Source organism: bacterium (genome assembly GCA_035559435.1).
In the GTDB taxonomy this organism is placed as follows: domain Bacteria; phylum Zixibacteria; class MSB-5A5; order WJJR01; family WJJR01; genus JACQFV01.
This window is the reverse complement of record DATMBC010000103.1, coordinates 112,778-132,083: the sequence shown is the minus strand read 5'-3', so window position 1 is coordinate 132,083 and position 19,306 is coordinate 112,778. Positions and strand designations below refer to the sequence as shown.

10 protein-coding genes are annotated in these 19,306 nt (G+C 63.4%); 3 read left to right on the top strand and 7 right to left on the bottom strand.

The genetic code is table 11. The annotated features are described in order from the left end of the window. Positions 1-126: 126 nt before the first annotated feature. The 7 genes from VNN55_12125 to VNN55_12095 form a co-directional block, all read right to left on the bottom strand. Entirely contained in the window at positions 127-2,196 is a 2,070-nt protein-coding gene (locus VNN55_12125) for a hypothetical protein (GenBank protein ID HWO58303.1), read from the bottom strand. A gap of 59 nt (positions 2,197-2,255) precedes the next feature. Continuing rightward, on the bottom strand, positions 2,256-3,203 hold the full coding sequence (locus VNN55_12120) for a PorV/PorQ family protein (GenBank protein ID HWO58302.1): 948 nt from the start codon (positions 3,201-3,203) through the stop codon (positions 2,256-2,258). Between the two features lie 29 nt (positions 3,204-3,232). After that, positions 3,233-5,794: a hypothetical protein gene (locus tag VNN55_12115; GenBank protein HWO58301.1), complete on the bottom strand. Its 2,562-nt coding sequence runs from the start codon at positions 5,792-5,794 to the stop codon at positions 3,233-3,235. Positions 5,795-5,919: 125 nt separating this feature from the next. Beyond that, entirely contained in the window at positions 5,920-9,312 is a 3,393-nt protein-coding gene (locus VNN55_12110; GenBank protein ID HWO58300.1) for a carboxypeptidase-like regulatory domain-containing protein, read from the bottom strand. A 298-nt stretch (positions 9,313-9,610) separates the two neighbouring features. Next, complete coding sequence (locus VNN55_12105) at positions 9,611-10,441, bottom strand: hypothetical protein (protein ID HWO58299.1); 831 nt, start codon at positions 10,439-10,441, stop codon at positions 9,611-9,613. Between the two features lie 82 nt (positions 10,442-10,523). Beyond that, on the bottom strand, positions 10,524-13,439 hold the full coding sequence (locus VNN55_12100) for a sigma 54-interacting transcriptional regulator (GenBank protein ID HWO58298.1): 2,916 nt from the start codon (positions 13,437-13,439) through the stop codon (positions 10,524-10,526). 15 nt (positions 13,440-13,454) lie between these two features. Further along, entirely contained in the window at positions 13,455-13,811 is a 357-nt protein-coding gene (locus tag VNN55_12095; GenBank protein ID HWO58297.1) for a hypothetical protein, read from the bottom strand. Positions 13,812-14,348: 537 nt separating this feature from the next. On the opposite strand from VNN55_12095, the gene VNN55_12090 reads away from it, so the two are divergent. Genes VNN55_12090 through VNN55_12080 form a run of 3 tightly spaced genes read left to right on the top strand, consistent with a single transcriptional unit; the run spans position 14,349 to position 19,247 of the window. After that, positions 14,349-16,298, top strand: coding sequence for a hypothetical protein (locus tag VNN55_12090; protein ID HWO58296.1), 1,950 nt, complete (start codon positions 14,349-14,351; stop codon positions 16,296-16,298). Continuing rightward, positions 16,298-17,527 carry a DUF5723 family protein gene (locus tag VNN55_12085; GenBank protein ID HWO58295.1) on the top strand — a complete coding sequence of 410 codons (1,230 nt, stop codon included), beginning with the start codon at positions 16,298-16,300 and terminating at the stop codon, positions 17,525-17,527. Before VNN55_12090 ends, VNN55_12085 begins: the two co-directional genes overlap by 1 nt. Before the next feature lie 13 nt (positions 17,528-17,540). Next, positions 17,541-19,247, top strand: coding sequence for a M6 family metalloprotease domain-containing protein (locus VNN55_12080; GenBank protein HWO58294.1), 1,707 nt, complete (start codon positions 17,541-17,543; stop codon positions 19,245-19,247). The last annotated feature ends 59 nt before the right edge of the window (positions 19,248-19,306 follow it).

Sequence of the window (19,306 nt, the reverse complement as noted above, 5' to 3'; positions counted from 1 at the left end):
TATGCGCCGGCGCGCAGAGCGCTTCACACTGAGCATTCACGGTCACACTTCCGGATCCGGAAGCAGAAGACCCCGGCTCCGTCAGTGGACGGAACCGGGGCCGGAATTGTCGTCGATGGAGCGCCCTTACGACTGACTGAAGGGCAGGAAGAACCACTCGACCATTTTGCGATAGTATTCCTCCGCCTGCTCCTGCTTGATGAAATACAGCGGGAAGGTCTGGTAGGCGGTCTTGTAGAGCGGCGTGACACGGTCGGGCCCGACGCGGCGCACGACGACCGGCTTGGTGTCGGAGAACGACGGGCCGTTGGTCGGCGGGATGGGTCCACCCGGACGCCAGCTGCCGTAGATGTAGAGCGGCACCGCCTTCGAACCGAGCACCAGGAAGTTGACATCGGGGATGCCGTAGACTTTCGGGGTCCCGTTCGCGCGGAGGACATCTTTCAAACGCTTCGGCAGGAACATGCTGTCGATGCGCACCGGATCGACCTCGAGGCGCGGCGGTAATCCGCTACCGGCCGCCACAAGTTCGGCGGAGACAAACTCATCATTGGACTTCGGCGCGCGCGGCGCTTCACCGACACGCGTGATCGGAATCGCGTTGGCGCGCCAACCGGGATAGTACATGCCTTCGATATCCATGTAGGTGCAACCCAGGCGATCAAAGACGCGCGTGCCGAAGGTGCACAGGTCGAAGAGCCGTTCCTTCGAGGTCTGTGTGGTCTCGGTCTCGGGCAGCAGGCTGTGCCGACCCATGATCCAGAGCATGCCGCCGGCTTCGAGATAGCGCATCAACTGGGCGCGGACGGCCGGAGCGGCGCCGGGCGGGCTGACCTGCTCGAACACGTCGTCGTCGTAGAGGATGCAGAGTTTGTGCCGGACCAGCATCTCCAGCGACACGTAGTTGCCGCAACGGACACGGCCGGACGTTGGCGAGCAGTTCTTGTTCGGCGCCGGCTCCTTGCTGCGCCACCAGAAGTCCTGCATCGTGTCGGCCTCGGGGTAGACCATCTTCACCAGATTCCAGTGGAACGCCTGGTTGGTGAACGGTTCCGGCGCATCCGGCCGCTTGGACGGGTTGGTGTAGGTGTCGATGCTGTACCAGGTGTCGTCGATCAGCACGATCTTGCGCTCGAACTTCGGGTCAATGGCCTTGAATGCGACCGATGACGGCGTCTCATCGGCAATGTAGGCATCGTCGCGCGCGGTGACGACCAGCAGGAACCAGCCCACGCGCGTAATCGTCGAGTCGTTGAGCGGATCGGGCCGGCTGTCCACCTGGCGCCACAAATCATAGACGACCGTGGTGGTGTCGCGCACCCAGACACCCATGAGCGGATCGGGGTTCTGCGACTCAAGAATAGGTTGTCGGCCGAGCGTGTCGGCCAGCGTTGGTCGTGTCTCCTCGCCCCCGTACGGATAGGGACCATAGAGCCGCCAGTGATACTCCAGGAACGGCACAGACGGCGGGATGAAGTCGAGACGGTCGGATCCGCCCCAATACAACGGGATGCCGGAGTAGGTCTGCGTCAGGCGCTTGAGCGACACATACTCGCCATAGGCGTTGAACGACGGAGAGACTTGCGTCTCCGGCCAGTGGTTGCGACGCTTGTAGGTGCGGTACTTGATCTTCGAGGACGCTCCGAGATCGTCGACCGCCCGCACGAAGAAGTACTGGGCGATCGTGTCCGAGACACAATCGACCGGAATGGCCAAGGTGTCGATCGGATTGCCATTCGGGTCGCGGACGACGGAGTAGATCGTGTCGCAGTCGGCGGCCCGCGGAGAGGCGTACAGACGGATGTTGTCCCTGGTCGGCAACTCGCCCGCTTCGACGCTGTCGACAAAGATCGAAACCCAGCGGGGGAACTGATCGTTGAGCACAAAGGCGATATACTTCTCCACCGGCGATTGGGTCCCCGGAAGGTCGGCGGTCACGCTGTCGACTTCGGCGACGGTCACGACCGCGTAATCATAGCGCACGATTTGCCCGTCGCTGTCGGTGCCGTACCAATAAACGGTCGGACTGACGGCGAACTCGGAACCGTCGGGCGGAATATTAACGATGAAGATTTCGGGCACCCGGTTCTCGCCCGGGCCGCCCTGGTTATCGAGCGTGCCGCATCCGAACAAGAGCAGGAGCGCGGCCGCCAGAGAAACCGCCCATGCGGACGGGGAACGCAGCGCTTGACGCATCATATCTCCAAGTCCCTTCACAGTCATCGCGAGTGTGTCCTCGTGGTCGGAGTGCCTGCCTAAAAGTCAACCGTGAGCGAAAAGCGGTGAATCTCGCTGAGCGCCTCGAAGTCCTGGTAGCCGTAGTCGAGACGGGCCTTGTACTTCTCACTCAGGTTGAAATTCACCCCGCCGCCGACGCTGAGGCCGCCCAGGTCATGCTCGAAGCGCTGGCCGGCGCGGAAGGAGGCGAAGTTGCGGAAGGTGTATTCCAGCCCGACGTTGTATTTTTCGCGGTTGTCGGCGGGGTGCGATCCCTCGATGGCGAAGATCGCGTGGTGGCCGGGGTTGTCGAGCACGTCGACCGCGCCGCCGAACTTGAAGTTGATCGGCAGCGGATACTCCTGCGCGATGAATTTCATGTCGGGTCCGAAGTTCGACATCAACATCGTGATCTTGAAATTGCGCCAGCCGGTGTTGTACTGGGTGCCGACATCCGCCGCCCAGCCGGTGGAGCGCTCTTCCTCGTAGAGTTCATCGATCAGCTTCACCGTCACGCCCAGCGAGAAACGGTCGGTCAAGAACCGGCCGTAGGAAAGACTCAGCGCGTAGTCCTTGGCGCCGAAGGTCCAGCCGTCCACACCGTTGGGATGCTCGGGCGTGGTGACGTCCATGTCGCCGGCGTCGAGACCATAGTAGCCGAAGCCGATGACGCCGCCGAAACTGACCGGGACGGCGATGCCGACAAACGAGTAACTGATATCGGCCGGGTAGTCGATGAGCGAAACCATCACCTGGCGGTTTTCCAGTTGGACCAGTCCCGCCGGGTTGTAATAGATCGCGGAGGCATCATCGGCGATCGCGGTGAAGGCGCCGCCGATCGCGTCCGCGCGGGGCGACACACCCACTTCGAGAAACTGCGCGCCGGTCGTGCCGACCTTGTCCTGGGCCCGCGCGCCGGGGGCCGACAGCCAGGCCAACCCCGCCGCGACCGCGGCCCATTTGATCATCTGTCTCATATGCATCATGGCGTTCCTCGCCTCGGTTGACCTGCGCGTTACTTAATGATGACGATCTTGCCCACCTGCGATCCGAACCGCGAATCCACGCGGTACAAATAGATCCCTGACGTCACCGCCTGCGTGTTGCGCGAGATCAGGTCCCAGGAAATCTTCGACGAGTATCCCGACAGGTGGTCGTCCGGGTGTGTCAGCGTCCGGACCAGGTCGCCGTCGAGCGTGTAGATGTTGATCGTGCACGTGTCCGGCACGTTGATGAAGTGGATGCGGCGATCCTCCTCATTCAACGTCGTCTGCCCCACCGTGCCCTCATACCCCTGCTCGAAGTAGGACGTCAGTTTGCCGTTGGCGTCGCGGAAGTTGATCTTGTACGGATTCGGATAGACCGACACGCGCACCGAGTCGGCGTAAACGCCGCCGCGCTCGGTGTAGTCGGCGACGACATCCGCGGAGTACGTGGGCAAGCCGACGCGCCGGCTGCCGATCGCGCCAACCGACGTCTCCAGCGGCTCGAGGTTGTTGAACGGATCGCCGAAGTCGAATGCGGTCAAACTGAGGAAATAGTGCCGCGACTGCAGCAGACCCTTCAAATGCAATTCGTATTCGCCGTATTGGTAGGCCTTTTCGTCAATCACGGTATCGTGCACCGCCACCTGCTGAATCAGGTTCCGCTCCACTTCACCCGCGACCAGATACTCGTTTGCCTGATTGACCTCGTGCGGAGCGAAGTAGGCGCGCTGCGGCTTGCCTTCCTCGTCAAGGTACTCGTACGCGGTGGCCAGCGACGGACCGGGATGATCGGTCGCGTTGAACTCGGGGTCATTGAAGAACTCGCGCCATCCGTCGTTGGTCAACGGATCGGAATCCATCACCCACGATCCATTGCGTTCGTTGTAAGTGTAACGCCGGAAGTCAATCTTGTCCCATGAGGCGATCAGCGAATAGTCCTCGGAGCTGGGCTGGTCCTTCGGGGAGTTGCGTTCGACAATATAGACGCGGTACCCCTCGAAGTCGGGAACGCGCAGCAACGGGTCGATGTTGGTTTCGACCGTCCGTCCGGACCAGCGCAGGATCAACTCACCGGGACGAGACTCAATGCGCAGATCGGAGTTCGCCGTGTCCGGCCCGGGCGGCGGCGCGGGACCCGACAGATCCGGGCAACCGTCACCGGTGTAGTACACCGTGTCGCCGCCGATCACCGGCCGATAAAACTCGCCGGCGTAACCGTCGCCGTCGGTGTCGGTGCCGTAGTTGTCCCACACAAACCCAGCCCACCAGGCGTTGGTGGCCAGGTCGCTGAAGTCCAGTTTGTCGACGAAGGCCTGCGGATTGCGCACATCCAGCGTGTTGGTCGGATCGCGGTGGACGTTCCCGCCGGCGATAAAAGCCACCGTAAAGTTCGTCGACTGCCCCACACCCAGCACCGGCAGAGGGCCGGATGAAATGCAGATGCGCGAGTCCAGACCGTTGGCGACGTTGTCGGCGGCATTGCCGCGCAGCGGCGCCTGCCATTCGGGACGGAAGTCGATCGCCGAGAAACATTGATCGTAGTCGATCTCGCCGTTGGAGATGACGTGGTAGGTGGCCGCGTCGCCGCCCGGCAACCCGGTGCCGCCGGTGCCGAAGTTGTAGTTGTCGGTGATCTTGCGCGGACCCCAGTCGATGTTGCTGAAGTTGGTCGTAAACCAGTTGAAATTGGTGTGCGACTCCGGTGTCGGCCCGCGCAGCACGCGGACACCCATCGCGCCGCGCGCCGAGACCCGCGGGAAGCGGCCCGAACCGCATGCGTCGCCGTCGTTATCCATCGCGTAGGCAACCAGCAGCGAATCGGAATAGATTGGATTGACCGGGTTGGGCCAGGTCTTCAGGCACCCCGACAGGTCATCCGATGGCCCCGGCTCCGGGCAACCACTGATATTTTCCCAGAAGATGTCGTTGTCGAGGAAGATGGCGAACCACATCTTCTCGATCGGACGTGCGGAAATGTTGGTGATTTTGTAGTCGTAGATGACGAAGCGGCGGGTGAAGTTGTCGGCCGATTGGTGCGTGGTCTGCACGACCTCCAACCCCAGCGGCAGATGCAGGCGCCCCGACGGATCGTTGGTCGTCGGCAGAACCAGCGTGTCCTGGTAGACCGCCGTGTAGGCCTGTGTCAGTCTGCGGGTGATGGTGTCGCATTCCCCGGGGTAGTGGGAGACCACGCCCGGCATGATCTGCGTGAAGCCGTTCCACTCATTAGCGTCGCCGCTACCCGAGCTTTTTTGCGCGCTCAAGAGCGTGTCCGTGCCAACGATGCCGCCGATCCAGAGACTGCCGTTGAACAGATAGTCCACACGCGTCCCGGCGGGGAACTCAAACGACGGACCATACGTGATGCCCAAGTCGGCGCGGTCCTGCGGATCCGGGAGCGCTTCACCGGAGTTGGTGCCCAGCGAACCGTCGTTGGAGATGGTCATCCAGATGTCGCCGGTGTAGTGCACGCGGCGGTGAATCACCGGCGCGGCCGGGGCCACCAGGTCCTCGGCCCGCTGTTTGGTGTGCTCGACTGCCTTCGGATCCAGCGCCGCCCCCGCCTCTCCCGTCAGCAGGAGAAGGGCCATCCCGGCCCACACGGCCGATCGGCCAAACCGACGTCGCCATCCACATCCTGTTACTTGCTGCTGCATTCGCTGCTCCTCAGTCCTAGACACCCTCGCCGGACGGAACGGGCCCGTCCGGGTCGTCATCAGAAATTGACACCCAGCCCGAGCCGGATCTGCCGGCGTGCGGTCCAGTTGGTCGGGCTCGGTTCCCCGTTGCTCTCCAGCACCACCGACTCATTGACCAGACCGGATTCGGGACGGCCGGTGGCGCTGTAGACGGCCACCACATCCCGGTTGTCAAACAAGTTGTTGACCCACAGCTCGATGGTGTAATCCATCGGGCCGATCTTGAAGTCCTTGTTGAATCGGATGTCGACGTTGCTGGTGGCCGGATAACGCTCGGAATTGGCCAGCGGCTCCTGCCCCGGCGCCAGCTGCGAGGCGATGCCCGGGTGATCCTTCGTCGGCGTGTAGGGGAAACCCGACCCGTACTGCCAGAAGATGTTCAACCCGAAGTTGTCCGGCAACGTCAACCCGAACAGCTTGGGATGATCGTTGGCCGGCACGCGCAGGTCGAGAATGAACGTCACCTTGTGGCGCTCGTCCCAATCCAGCGGGAATTCCTGGATGACGAAACGGCCGCCGGAGCGGGCGTAGAAGTTGTCGAAGTAATCGAGCGCCTCCGCCGACGATTTGCCGTAGGCGTAGGAAAAGTTGTAGGTCATCGAGCCGGATACGTAGTTGCCGTATTTCTTATCCAGCTCGACTTCCAGGCCGCGGGTGCGCGAGTAGTCGGAGTTCTCGTAGTAGTTCTGCTCTTCGAGCGTCGTCTGCCCCTGCGCCTCCGATTCGGAGACGCGCGCAAAGTCGTCGGAGTAGAACCCCTGCACCGAGAGCAGATACTCCGGCGACAGCAGATACTGGACACCGAATTCGTACTTGATCGTCTTGACGAAGTCGAGGTTTACGTTGCCGATGGTGCCGGAGACGTTGCCCAACTGCGTGTTGCGGCGGTACATGAAGTGCATCTGCGGCAACTGGTAAAAGTGGCCGTAGTTGAAGAAGACTTTCGCCTTGTCGGAGATCGGATACGAGAAAGCCAGGCGCGGCGCGAACTTGTCGCGATAATCCTCGACACCGACGGAATCGGCGCGCGCGGTGTCGGTGGTCTCGGCGTTGCTGGATTGCACAAAGTACTCGTAGCGGAAACCGACCTGCGCCACCATCTGGCCGTATTCCATCTTGTCGACCAGGTAGACCGCGCCGGTCTTCGGGGTCTGATGGTAGAAGTTGCGGATGGCGCCGCGGAACGGGAAGGGGCCGCCGTCAAAACCCAGCGTGTACGGCACGTAGGGCTGCTGCAATTCATTGTAGATGAGGTCGAAGGCCGAGTACGACAACCCCATTTTCACTTCGTGCTCGCGGCGCATCTGGCTGACCAGATCGGCCTTGATCGTGCGTGTGCGCGGTTTGCGCTCATGCCAGGTGGCACTGCGGTCCCAACCCAGATCGTAGTAGCCGTCGCGACGATCACGCTCGCCGTCGCCGTTCACATCGAGATACGGCTCACCAATGTCGTAGTTCTCGTCCAGGTTCGACCACGAACCCGACGGCGACGCCGCGCCCGGATCGTACGACCCGTTGCCATTGAGATCCTCAAACGGAATCCCCGGCACCCAGGGGTCCTCCGAACTCTGGCGCTTGCCATCGTGCGACAAGTCGGTGAACGGTTCGCCCAACGGGTATCCCGGCAGCACGCCCGGGCCATCCCAGACGCCGTTGCGGTTGACGTCAACGAATGGCTCGCCCTTGGAAACATCGCCGTCGACAAACGGCTCGGGGTTGTCGTTGGGGGACGTCGACTCGCCGTCGAACCGATTCAGCTCGCGGTCGGGATCGTAGGTGCCGTTGCCGTTGCCGTCCTGCGTAAGGAGATCGCCCTCATCATAAACGCCGTTCTTGTTGGCGTCGAGGTACGGCTCGCCGGAGGAGAAGTCGTAGGTGCCGTTGCCGTTGAAGTCGAAGATCAGACTGTCGTAAGTCGTGTCGGCCGGCGTCTGTTGCGGATCGAAGATACCGTTGCCGTCACGATCTTCGAAGATATCACCGAAGTTGTACTGGCCGTCGGGATAAATCTCGATCCACTGCTCCGGCGCATCCCAGACGCCGTTGCCGTTGACGTCGAGAAATTTATCGGCCTGGAAATCAAACAGGAAGTCATCGGGACTCATGGTGCCACCCGGCTTGTTCGGATCGCCGGGCTTTTCCCAATAGTTGCGCACGAAGTCGGAGTACAGCACTTCGTAGTATGTCGACGGCCCCAGGTTGTGAACCCAGCGGACGCTGTAGAAGTCGTTTTCGTCCTCGATCCAGTCCTGTGAATTCGGAGTGTAGCGGTAGGCCCAGCTCCACTGCTGGTTGCGCTCGTAAGTCTTCTTGTACTGCCCGGTGACACGGATATCGGGAGTGAGCCGGTAGGTCAGCTTCAGCAGGGCGTTCCCGGAGTTGTTCTGGCGCTCGCTGAAAACCATGCCAAGGAATTTGATGTCGCGGTAGCGCGCCGGCCGGGTCGGGGAGGTGTAACGATCCCAGTCGAAGGCGCCGTCGGAGCGGTCAAAATCCAGACTGATGAAGTAGGTCAGCTTCTCCTGTGCGCCGTTGATGCCCAGCGCCGGCAGCAGGCGGTTGGTGAAGATCGGATCCGGCCCGCCCAGCGTGAACTCCATGCGCTGGAAGTTGCGCGAATAGGTGTTCAGCGCCGAGGTGCCAAAATCGTCGGTGAAGTATTGCAAGTGGCCGCGGGTGACCTGCGGATCGCCCTCTTTGGTGGCCACGTTGACGATGCCCGATGTGCCGCCGTATTCGGGCGACCAGGCGCCCTTGACGATCGAAATGTTCTCGATTTCAGTGCCTGACAAATTGAGCGCCGCGGTCGCGCCGCGCCCACCCAACGGGTCGGAGAGCGTGACACCGTCGACCGCATAGACCAGTTCGGTCGAACGGCCGCCGCGGATGTGGAAACGGTCGTTGCGTACGGTCACACCGACCTGCGTCTTGAGAATGTCACCCACATTGGTGACCGGCAGAGTCTTGATCTTTTCGGCGGTGACGTCGCGCTTGGTCGTCGCCTGGTCCATCTGGATCATTTCGGCGCGGCCGCGCACGACGACCGCCTCGAGCTGGACTTCGCTTTCCTCCAGTTCGAAGTTGACCACGGACGTCTGGTCGGGCTTCACGGTCACGTCCGAGACGATCATCGGTGTGTAGCCGACCATCCTGGCACCCACCGAGACCAACCCCAGCGGCACGGACAGGATCGTGTAGCGTCCATCCACGTCCGTCAGCGCGCCCAACGTCGTCCCCTCGATCTGCACCGGGCAGCCGATCAGAGGCTCCTTGGTCTTCTTGTCCACGACCAGTCCGGAGACCTTGCCGACTCCGGCGGCCCAGACGTCGGCCGCCGTCGCGACAATCGCCAGCGCGATGAGGACGATGGAAATTGTCAGTGTGAAGCGCCCCGTTCCCCGTCGATTCATACGCCCATACCTCCCCAATGCGGGTGTCAACGCACCAAACCACGCCGGCCGTTCGGGCCGTTCCATTGGCCCTTCGCAACCGTCAAACACGGGTGTCGTCTCTCCCCCCGGCCCCAGATTTTGGCTTGCCCCGCCGGACGGAAATCGCAAAACTGGCGGGGTAACTCGCACAAAGTCAAGGACAAACCACCTTTCCGAATACCGTTTGCCACCCGTGGGCGGGAAGCGAGTTTGCACTCGCGCCCTCACCGCGCATTATGCGCGGCCGGGCCGATTATTCCCGCTTTCCGGAAAAAAATCAGCGGCTGCGGACCCAGTTCTGGGCATCCCAAGCGGCCAGAGTCGCATCGATTTCCGCCCAGTCCGGGAGCGCCAATTCACATGCCCGACAAGCGGCTGGGAAATGTCGCGTGAAGTTGTCCTCGAAGAGCGCGGCGAGTCTTCGCCAATCCATCGCCTGGAAGACTGTCCCCAGATCGGCCCAGCGCTCGGAATCAGCCCGGGGATCAATGCGCGTGGGCTCGATCGGCCAGAAACGATCATGCGCTTGCGGGGCATGGATATAGATCGTGCCGTGCTGGAGAATTCCCTCCGGAGCGATCAACTGCGCCGCCGCGATCAGTTTGCGCGGCCCCAATGACAATTCATGGCCGGTGATCGATCGGCCACAGAGCCCATGCTGTGGCAAGTGCGAGCCACGATCCCCCTGGTGCAATTGCGGATCAAAGCCCATGGCGCGCAATGCCGCCTGCAGCGACCGACCGATCTGCGCGAAGACCGCGTGGAACTCGCCTCTTCCGGTTGGCGCCAGAAGACCGCGCGGCGCAGCGATGGCGTAATTGAGTTCGTGGCGATGCAACAACGCGCCGCCGCCGGTCGGACGGCGTGTCCACTCCCAGCCGTTGGCCGCGCACGCCGATTCATCCACCACCCGCCGCCAGCGCTGATGGCGGCCGATGGTGATTGCGGGTGGATCCATGCGATAGACGCGAAAGATTGCCGCATCGGAGGCCGCCGCGCGGGACAACAGGTGCGCGTCGATCGCCATCTGGGTCGCCGCCGACGCGATGGCCGGATCGCGCCGGGTGGGTGGGTTGGTCGCGGAATGCTGCGCCGTCATCGTCGGCAATGTAGACGACTCCGCCCCGCCAATGCAAATCGCCGCCCGTGGCACAGGCGGCGATCTGGCAAAAAAGCCGTTGGCGGCGTCGTCAGTCGCTGTCGAGACTGTACTGCTTCATCTTCAGGCGCAACGTCGATTCGGGGATACCGAGCCGCGCGGCGGCGTGCTTTTTGATGCCGCCGGCCTCGTTGAGCGCCTGCACAATGTAGCGACGTTCGATCTGCGCGATGTGGTCATAAAGCGAGAACCGATCGGGCATCGCCGCGGCGGGCGTCTCCTCGGCCGCGGCGGCGGCAAAGAACTTGCGCGAGAGCCGCTCGGGTCCGATGGTCGCGCCGGGCTCGGTCAGCAACACCGTCTTGCGGATCTCATTTTCCAGTTCGCGGATGTTGCCCGGCCAATCGTAGGCGGACAGCACACGCACCGCCTCGACCGAGAAACGCACCGCGCGTCCCTCGGCGCCCAGTTCGGCCAGGAAGTGGTCGATCAGAAGCGGGATATCCTCGCGACGCTCGCGCAGCGGCGGCAGGGTAAACGCGACCGGCGTCAGACGGTAGAACAGATCGCGCCGGAAGGCGCCACGCTCCATTTCGCTGGTCAGGTCGCGGTTGGTGGCCGAGATCACGCGCACGTCGATGCGGCGCGGCTTGGTGTCGCCCAAACGGGTCAGTTCCTTCGATTCGAGGAAACGCAGCAGCTTGGCCTGGATCGACAGCGGCATCTCGCCGATTTCATCGAGGAAGAACGTGCCGCCGTCGGCCTCCTCAAACAAGCCGGGTTTGTCGCGGTCGGCGCCGGTGAAGGCGCCGCGCTTGACACCGAACAGTTCGCTTTCCAACAGCGTTTCGGGCAGCGCGGCGCAGTTGACCGAAACAAACCGCTTGTCGCGCCGCCGGCTCGAATAGTGAATCGCCCGGGCCAGCAGGTCCTTGCCGGTGCCGGTTTCGCCGTTCAGCAGCACCGAGACATCGGAATCGACGATCAGGCGGACCCGCGACAGGGTGTCGTGGAACTCGGCGTTTTGCGTGATGATGTTGGGGAATTCGCACTCGCGGCCGAGCTGGTTGCGCAGCCGCTGGACATCGCGCAGTAGCCCTTCGGAGCGCAACCTGGTCGAACGCCAGGCGACGACTTCGGCGTAGGCGACGACGAAGTCGAGATCGCGCGGCTCGAAGCCCGCGCCGTTGGCGCGCGGCGCATCCGGCAGCGCGTCGACATAAAGCAGCCCGGTGGACTGCGGGCCCAAGTCGACCGGCACGGTAATGACCGACACGGGAACGACGTCGGTCACCGCCGCCAGGTGCGCATAAAGTTGCGGCGCCAACGCCGTCATCCAGAAGTAGTGCGGACGGTCGGTGCGCACATCGTGCTGGTAGGGGTTGGTGGCCAACGCGGCGATGGCGTTGGCAAAGTCATCGGGCGTGCCGGAAGAGGCCAGCACGCGTCCGGAGCGCTGGCCGCCGGAGGTGACTTCGATCAGGATGACGTGCGAGGCGCCAAGACGGCTGCGGCAGAATTCGATCGCCGCCTGCAATTCATCGCCGTCGGCCGCCGACCAAGGCATGGCCGCCAGACGGAACTCGTTGGCAGACGACGTAGCGCGGGCCACACACTCATCAGACAGATCGGATAGAAGCTGCTTATCGTCGAGACTGATGCCCGCGCGGCTGCCATCGTCGGTCATGGCGCGACGCGCGTAGGTCAGCGCTTCGGCAATCAAACCGCGCGCGCGCCGCTGGGCGATCGCCAGCATCTGCACCTGCGACAATTGGTCGCGGGCGCCCAGACGCGCATAGAGGGTCGCCGCTTCGTCGAGAGCGGCAAGCATTCCACGCTCCGGCGCGCCGATCGTGTCGAGCACATCGGCGCGGGCTTCGGCCAGTCGCGCCAGTTCGTAGGGGTCGCCGACCGCCTGCAGACACTCGCCGGACTTCTCGAGGCAGGCCAGCGCCTCGGCCGATTCGCGCTGATGGGCCAGCCCGCGGGCGAGAATGCGGTAGAGACTGCCCGCTTCGGCGCGCTCGCCGATCTGGATGGCGACTTCGAGACCCTCCTGGGCAAGACGACGTGCCTCGGTCCAGTCGCCGAGCGCGGCTTCGCATTCGGCCAGGCCGCGCAGCGCCTGTGAAATCAGATCGTTGGCGGCGCCGATGCGCCGTCCAAGTTCGAGCGCGCGACGGAACGCTTCCTTGGCGGCGATCCAGTGATGCTGTTCGAACTCGCACCAGCCGGAATACTCGAAGTAGATGGCCTTCTCGCGGACTAGTCCGGCCTTCTCGATGGCGGTGAGCGCCGCATCCAGCCGGGAAACCGCCTCGCGGAACTCATGGCGCAGGGTCGCAAGGTACCCCAGCGACAGCAGGTTGCGACCGGCAGACGTCCAATTCTGAATGGCGACGGCGCGCGCATGCGCCTGCGTCAGGGCCGTCTGCGCGTCATCCCAACGCCCCTGCAACAGATGGACACGGCCCAGATTGCCCAGGAGCATGGCCTCGCGATCGGTGTCGCGCTGCGCGCGGGCCAACTGCAGGGCATCGTCGAGATGCTCGACCGCGTTGCCATGCTCACCGCGCACGAAGTAGACGCGCGCCATATCGTTGTGGGCGCGAATCACGCCGGCGGTGTCGCCGACGCGCCGGTAGATGGCCAGCGCGTCGCGCACATGGATGAGCGCGTTTTTGGTGTCGCCAAGTCCGAGATAGGACAAGCCGAGGGCGCTGTGGGTGTCGCCGAGGAAATCATCGACGGCGCTGCGTTCAAAGGCGGCCAGCGCCCGGCGGGCCCAATCGACCGCGGAGCGGTGGTCGGACTGTGCCAAGTCCAGCCGCGCCTTTAACAGGCACCACTCGCCGGCGGTCGATGAGAGGGGGTCGCTCATCGCCTGCGCCTGCGCGTCGGCCAATTGCGCCGCGGCCTCAGTCCATTTCTTGTCGTTCAGCAGCGACTGAATCTGCTGAAGCGGCGGCCCGGAAGGGGCCACGGGGTGGTGGGGAAGGGGCTTCATTACAAAACCTGTCGGTCAGCGCAAGCGCCGCACGACTTTGCTCTTGGTGGTCTTGGTCTCCGCAATCCGAATCATTCGATCCATCACGCTCCGGAACACCAAAGCGACAAGCGACGCGCCTGAGTTGCCCAAGGACGCGCTGGGGATGTCGATGGCCGGCCCGTTCTGAACCACGGCGGCTTGACCCGATGCACTGGAGTCGCCGCCCGGATTCGTTGTCTCCACTACCTGATCATCCCACGGATGGCCATCGGCGGGGGTGTTGCCGTTGGGATTGTAAATCCCCGGTCCGTCCGCGAACACTAAGGTGGTGGGTGAGAATGCAATTACCAGAGCCAACAAGATGGCGATCAAAGACCTTGGTCTTGCCATCTGATGCCTCCTCCCCTGGGCAAAAAGCCCAGTTTCGAGCTGATTTACTCCCGATGCTGTCTGACTTAAGATGGGGCGATGGGCCCCTGCGCGTCACACGAGTAAACACACCCCTATCTGTAGGTTTGTCAAGGACTTTGTGCCGTTTCCGCGCGTTTTGCGTCGCAAAGTTTGCGCCGAGCAAGCCGCGTACCGAGCTGGAGTCTCGGAGACGGTCAAGCCAAGTCGCCCTCTCCAAATGGAGCATTCCGACATCGACTGATGGGAAAGCTCCCACTACAAGTTCCCGCTCTTAGTAACTCGTTGACGCGGCATGGCTATCGCTCGACGTATTGCCACCCGACAACTCATTGTCCAATAATTCATTAAATAGGTGCGCAAAATCTCCACAGCCCGACCCCTCCGTTCTGGCATTGCCTTTGCCAAATGAGATTCACGCAGGCATGCCTGCAGGCTGTTCCGGGGGGAACTGTGATTTCTGCGCCGTGCGTACATTCGGACTCTGATCGCCGCCCGGTCTGTGTGACGGCGGGGACGGTGATTCTGTTTTTGGGGCTGGCGATCTTCGCCGGCTGCGATCTGCAATCCCCCAAGTCGCCACAATGGACCGTGGACTTGGCGGTACCGCTGGCCAACCGGCACATTGATGGGCCCTATCTGGCCGCTCATGACGGCACCGACTACCTGCGTTGGAGCAATGACTCCGGCCTGGTTTGGTCGGTGTGTGCCGTTCTGGCCCCCGTCTATGTCTCTGAACACTTAAAGTTCACAGTCCCGGCACAGACCGGCTCAGCCAGCCTTGGCAGCGTGACCGTCGGCGCTGGAACTTCGGTCGAGCGTGAAATCGCGCTGGGCGAGTTGACGCCATTGGCGGCTGGCGAGGTCCCGGAGTTTGCGACGCAGATCGCCGCGACCTTCCCCGATGCTCCCGGATTCGACACCGTGGGCGGCGCGAGCGGCGACTTGGTAATCCAGATTGAGAATGCGCTCGGCCTGACGCTGGATCAGGTCACAGTTCATCTCAATGCCGGCGGGCATCCGGTGGCGATCGTGCCGTTCCCGGATCCGATCGCGCCCGGCCAGACAGCAAGCCGCACCGTGACGCTTGCAGGACTGTCGGTCGGCAACGACTGGGACTTCACGCTGGAGGTGCACACTCCCGGCGGCACAATCCTCTCCGCCGCCGACAAGTACCTGCGCCTCAGCGCCTCGCTGCCGAATGGAGTCCGTGCCGTCTACGCGCGCGGGATCGTAGCCCCGAGTGCGTCGGAGCAGTCCGATTCGCTGCGTCTGTCCGACACGCATTTGCTCTCGTCGGCGGAATTGGCCGCCGGGCAGCTGACGCTGTCCTGGCGCAATCATACGCCGCTGCCGGTCACTGTCGCCTGGTCATCCCCTGAGCTGCTGCGTGATGGGGTCCCGCTGTCGGGGTTGATCAATTTCGCCCCCGGCGCGGAGCACACACAGATCATCGATCTTTCGGGCACCGTCTACACTGGCGGCGCCACCAGATCCTATGCGGCCGTGAATCTGACGGTCCAGACGACCGGATCGGACGGCCAGATCATTGAAGTTTCGGATGCCGATCAGGTTGAGTTTGCGCTGGCCGCATCGGAATGGACGCTGGCGTCGGCCAGCGGTCAGATCGCCCCGACCGAATTCGCCACCGGAACTCAGTCCGCCGGCTTCGAGTGGGAGGACGGTCTCGACGCCGCCGGTCTGGATGGATGGGAGGCGTACCTGCGCATCGAATCCTCCCTGCCCTTGGCGGCGCAGTTCAACGGTACGGTCACCAGCAACACCGGACTGGTACTGCCCTTTGCCGGGACTGTGCCCGCGCGGGTCGGCAACCAGCCGACGGTGACCCGTCTGCCCCTGGTGCACGGCGCTATCCCTTTGTGGCCGCTTCCCGGTCAAGTCGCTTGCGCCGGCACGGTGACGCTCGGCGGGGAAACTGCCGATATCACTATCACGGCCGCGGATTTCATCCGGGCCGGAGTCGAATTTGCCGCGCCGGCGCACCTCTATGTCGACGACGTTCAACTGGACCTCGAACCCACCGCCATCGACCTCACCAGCGATGATTACGGCGACCGTACCGACCGATTGATGGCCGCCACCGTCACCGTCACCATCCAGAATCGCTTCCCGGTGGGCGGCGAATTTGTGTTGCGCGCCGCCGCCGACTCGATGGGTGTGGATGAGGACGGGGCGCTGCGCTTCGGTCCCTCGACCGTGGCCCCGGCGGCCACCGACGCGCAGGGATTTGCCGTGGCGCCGGTCACCACGGTCCTCAACTATGAGTTGAACCGCGAGCAATTGGCGTTGTTTGAGCGCGACCGGATCTGGTTCGCTGAGTCGCTGCGATTGGTCGGCCCGGGTGCGGGAACGCCCGCCCGGATCGCTGCCGATGATGTCATGGACTGGCACGCCGCCGCGCGGATGGTTGTCAAGCTCGACGGCGACGTGAGGCCGTGGGAGGACTGATGCGTCGACTCACCACGATCATTGTTCTTTCCCTCGTCTTCGGGGCATCGGCCCGGGCGCAGAGCCCCTTGGCGCTGTCAACCGCGGGCGCGTCGCTGGCGCTGTCGCAGGGGGTCGAGGCGCTCTTCTCGAACCCGGCGCATCTGGGCATGAGCCAACCCTACTGGGTGCAGTTGCGATTGGTCGGCGCGGGAGCCGGCGTTCACAGCAACGGCCTCGGCTTCGACGACTACCGCAAATACAACGGCGCCACGCTGGAGGCCGAAGATAAGGCGGACATTCTCGCCCAGGTTCCTGAGGAGGGCTGGGCCCTGTGGAGCGAAGGGTCGGCCACGGCCCTGGCGGCGCGGATGGGCGCCTGGGGCCTGTCGGTTTCCGGACTGGGAAGCGCGCGGGGCAATCTGGACCGCGAGGCCATCGATCTGCTCCTGCATGGCAACGCCGACCAACCCGACTGGAGTTTCGAAAACTCCGACGGCGAGGGATTGGCGTCCTGGCAGGCGACTCTCAGCCATGGGCGTCGGGTTGCGCAACTTGGCGGCGGGCCGGTCTATGCGGGCCTGTCGGTGTCGTATGTGCGCGGCCTCTACCTTGCGCGCGCCGATGAAGTGCGCGCCGAACTGGCGACGGAAACGACCGGACTGACCGGACAGGCCACCGCCGAGTGGGTCACCGCTTCCGGCGGCGACGGATTCGGCGTCGACATCGGCACCGCCTGGCAGGCGCGGCCCAATCTCCTCGTCAGCGTCGCCTGCGAGCATCTCTATCACGCCATTCGATGGACCCGCCAGGTGGAGCGCACGCGCTATGAGACGGTATTCGATGATTTGACCATCGACAACTTCGAAGACTCGCTCTGGGATTCCCACGAACTCACCGAACCAAGTGATCCGTTTTCGGTCGGGCTGCCTCCGCATGTGCGTGTCGGTGCCGCCCTGCAGGCGGGCAAGACCGGTCTGGCCCTGGAGGGATCGGTGTGGACGGCGCAGCGATTTGCGGCCAGCACGACGCCCCAGGTGGCCGCCGCGGTGGAGCATCCGGTAACACGGTTCCTGCCGGTTCGACTCGGTGTCGCCGTGGGCGGCGCCAGCGGGCTTGCGGTCGGCTGGGGCGCGGGGTTGCGATGGGGGTCTTTCACCTGGGATGTGGGATTCCGGATTGATCGGGGAATATGGATCGGCAATGGCCGCGGACTGGCGGCCTCGACGGCGATTGATTTGTCCATTTGAAAGGACGGTTCACATGTCGCGCCATTCACTGGATCGTGTCGTTCTCGGCGTTCTGCTCGGACTGCTGGCGCTGGGCGCGTCGGGACCGCTGTTTGAGGCGGGGGCGATGCCACCCTACCTCGACGAGAGCGGCAGGCCGCATTCCCCGTCGATGGCGGCGGCGATCGACCGGTACAACGAATTGCGCGCCTCGTTCGCCGAGCGCGGCATCGATACGCCGGGCGGCGGACTGGCCGCGGGCGCCCAGGTGGTCGGCAACTTCAACATTCTGGCCATCTGCGCCGACCATCCCGACAAGGTCGCCACGGTCAGCCCGCTGGAATTCGACACGCTGATCTTCTACAACGGGCCGGGGTCGGTGCGCGATCTGTATGATGAGATGTCGTACAGCCAGCTGACGATCACCACGGTCAACCTGCCCTCGTCGCTGGGCTGGAAGCGGCTGTCGACCAATTACTCGTACTACGTCAACAACAACTACGGCCTCGGCGGCTACCCGCAGAACACGCAGAAACTCTGCGAGGATCTGGTCGATCTGGTCGATCCGCTCGTCAACTTCGCACAGTATGACAATGACGGCAACGGCTGGGTCGACGGGATCGTCATCATTCACCCCGGACGCGGCGCCGAGTTCTCCGGCTCGACCAGCGACATCTGGTCGCACAAGTGGGGCATTTCTCCGCGCACCAAAGACGGCGTGCGCGTCAGCGCCTACTCGATTCAGCCGGAGTACTGGACCAATCCCGGTGACATCACCATCGGTGTCTACGCCCATGAAATCGGCCATCTGTTTGGGCTGCCCGACCTGTATGACACCGACGGCAGCTCGCGCGGGGTGGGGCGCTGGTCGTTGATGTCCAGCGGGTCCTGGAACGGATCGCTGGGCAATTCGCCGGCCCATATGGATGCCTGGTGCAAGATCCGACTGGGCTGGGTCACCCCGACAAACGTCGCCGCCAACATGACCGGCGCGGTCATTCCCCGCGTCATGGACAACCCGACCGTCTTCCGGCTCTGGGAAGAGGGCACGGTCGGATCGCAGTACTTCCTGATCGAGAACCGGCAAAAGGTCGGCTACGACGCCTATCTGCCCGGTGCAGGGCTTCTGATATGGCACATCGATGACAGCAAGACCAACAATAACAACGAGTGGTATCCGGGGCACACCGCCAGCGGCAACTTCTGGGTGGCGCTGGAACAAGCCGACGGCGGCTGGGACATGGAACAAAACCTCGACCAAGGCGACACCGGCGACCCCTTCCCGGGCAGCACGAACAAGACCACGTTTTCCTCGGCCACCACGCCGAGTTCCGATGACTATGCCGGCGGCCAGACTTACGTGACGATCACCAACATCTCGCCCTCCGGCAACACAATGACCTGCGATTTCCAGGTCTCCCTTGTCTCGGATGTCTTCGACGGGGGCAACGATGTGCCGGATGAGTATCGTCTGACGGTCTCCAACAGTCCGAATCCGTTCAACGCCGCGACGACGGTCGAATTCACGACCACCGGCGCCGACCGGGCGACGCTTCAGGTGTACGATGTTCTGGGACGTCGGGTGATCACGCTGCTGGACGGCGCGGTGGCGCCGGGGACGCAGCGGCTGACCTGGAACGGCGAGAACGAACACGGCCAGCCCGTGGCATCGGGCGTTTACTTTGCCCGCTTCGAAAGCAAGGGCAATCAGGCGACGCGCAAGATGGTCCTTTTGCGTTGAGCCCGGCGGCGAAACACGCACACGAAGGGGGCGGAAGGTCGGGGGAACGTTTTGCCCCC

Bases quoted from the DNA above. Each gene is read 5' to 3' on its own strand.
- VNN55_12080 (HWO58294.1), top strand. From the start codon at position 17,541: ATGTCGCGCCATTCACTGGATCGTGTCGTTCTCGGCGTTCTGCTCGGA.
- VNN55_12100 (HWO58298.1), bottom strand. From the start codon at position 13,439: ATGAAGCCCCTTCCCCACCACCCCGTGGCCCCTTCCGGGCCGCCGCTT.
- VNN55_12095 (HWO58297.1), bottom strand. From the start codon at position 13,811: ATGGCAAGACCAAGGTCTTTGATCGCCATCTTGTTGGCTCTGGTAATT.
- VNN55_12085 (HWO58295.1), top strand. From the start codon at position 16,298: ATGCGTCGACTCACCACGATCATTGTTCTTTCCCTCGTCTTCGGGGCA.
- VNN55_12125 (HWO58303.1), bottom strand. From the start codon at position 2,196: ATGCGTCAAGCGCTGCGTTCCCCGTCCGCATGGGCGGTTTCTCTGGCG.
- VNN55_12110 (HWO58300.1), bottom strand. From the start codon at position 9,312: ATGAATCGACGGGGAACGGGGCGCTTCACACTGACAATTTCCATCGTC.
- VNN55_12115 (HWO58301.1), bottom strand. From the start codon at position 5,794: ATGGCCCTTCTCCTGCTGACGGGAGAGGCGGGGGCGGCGCTGGATCCG.
- VNN55_12120 (HWO58302.1), bottom strand. From the start codon at position 3,203: ATGATGCATATGAGACAGATGATCAAATGGGCCGCGGTCGCGGCGGGG.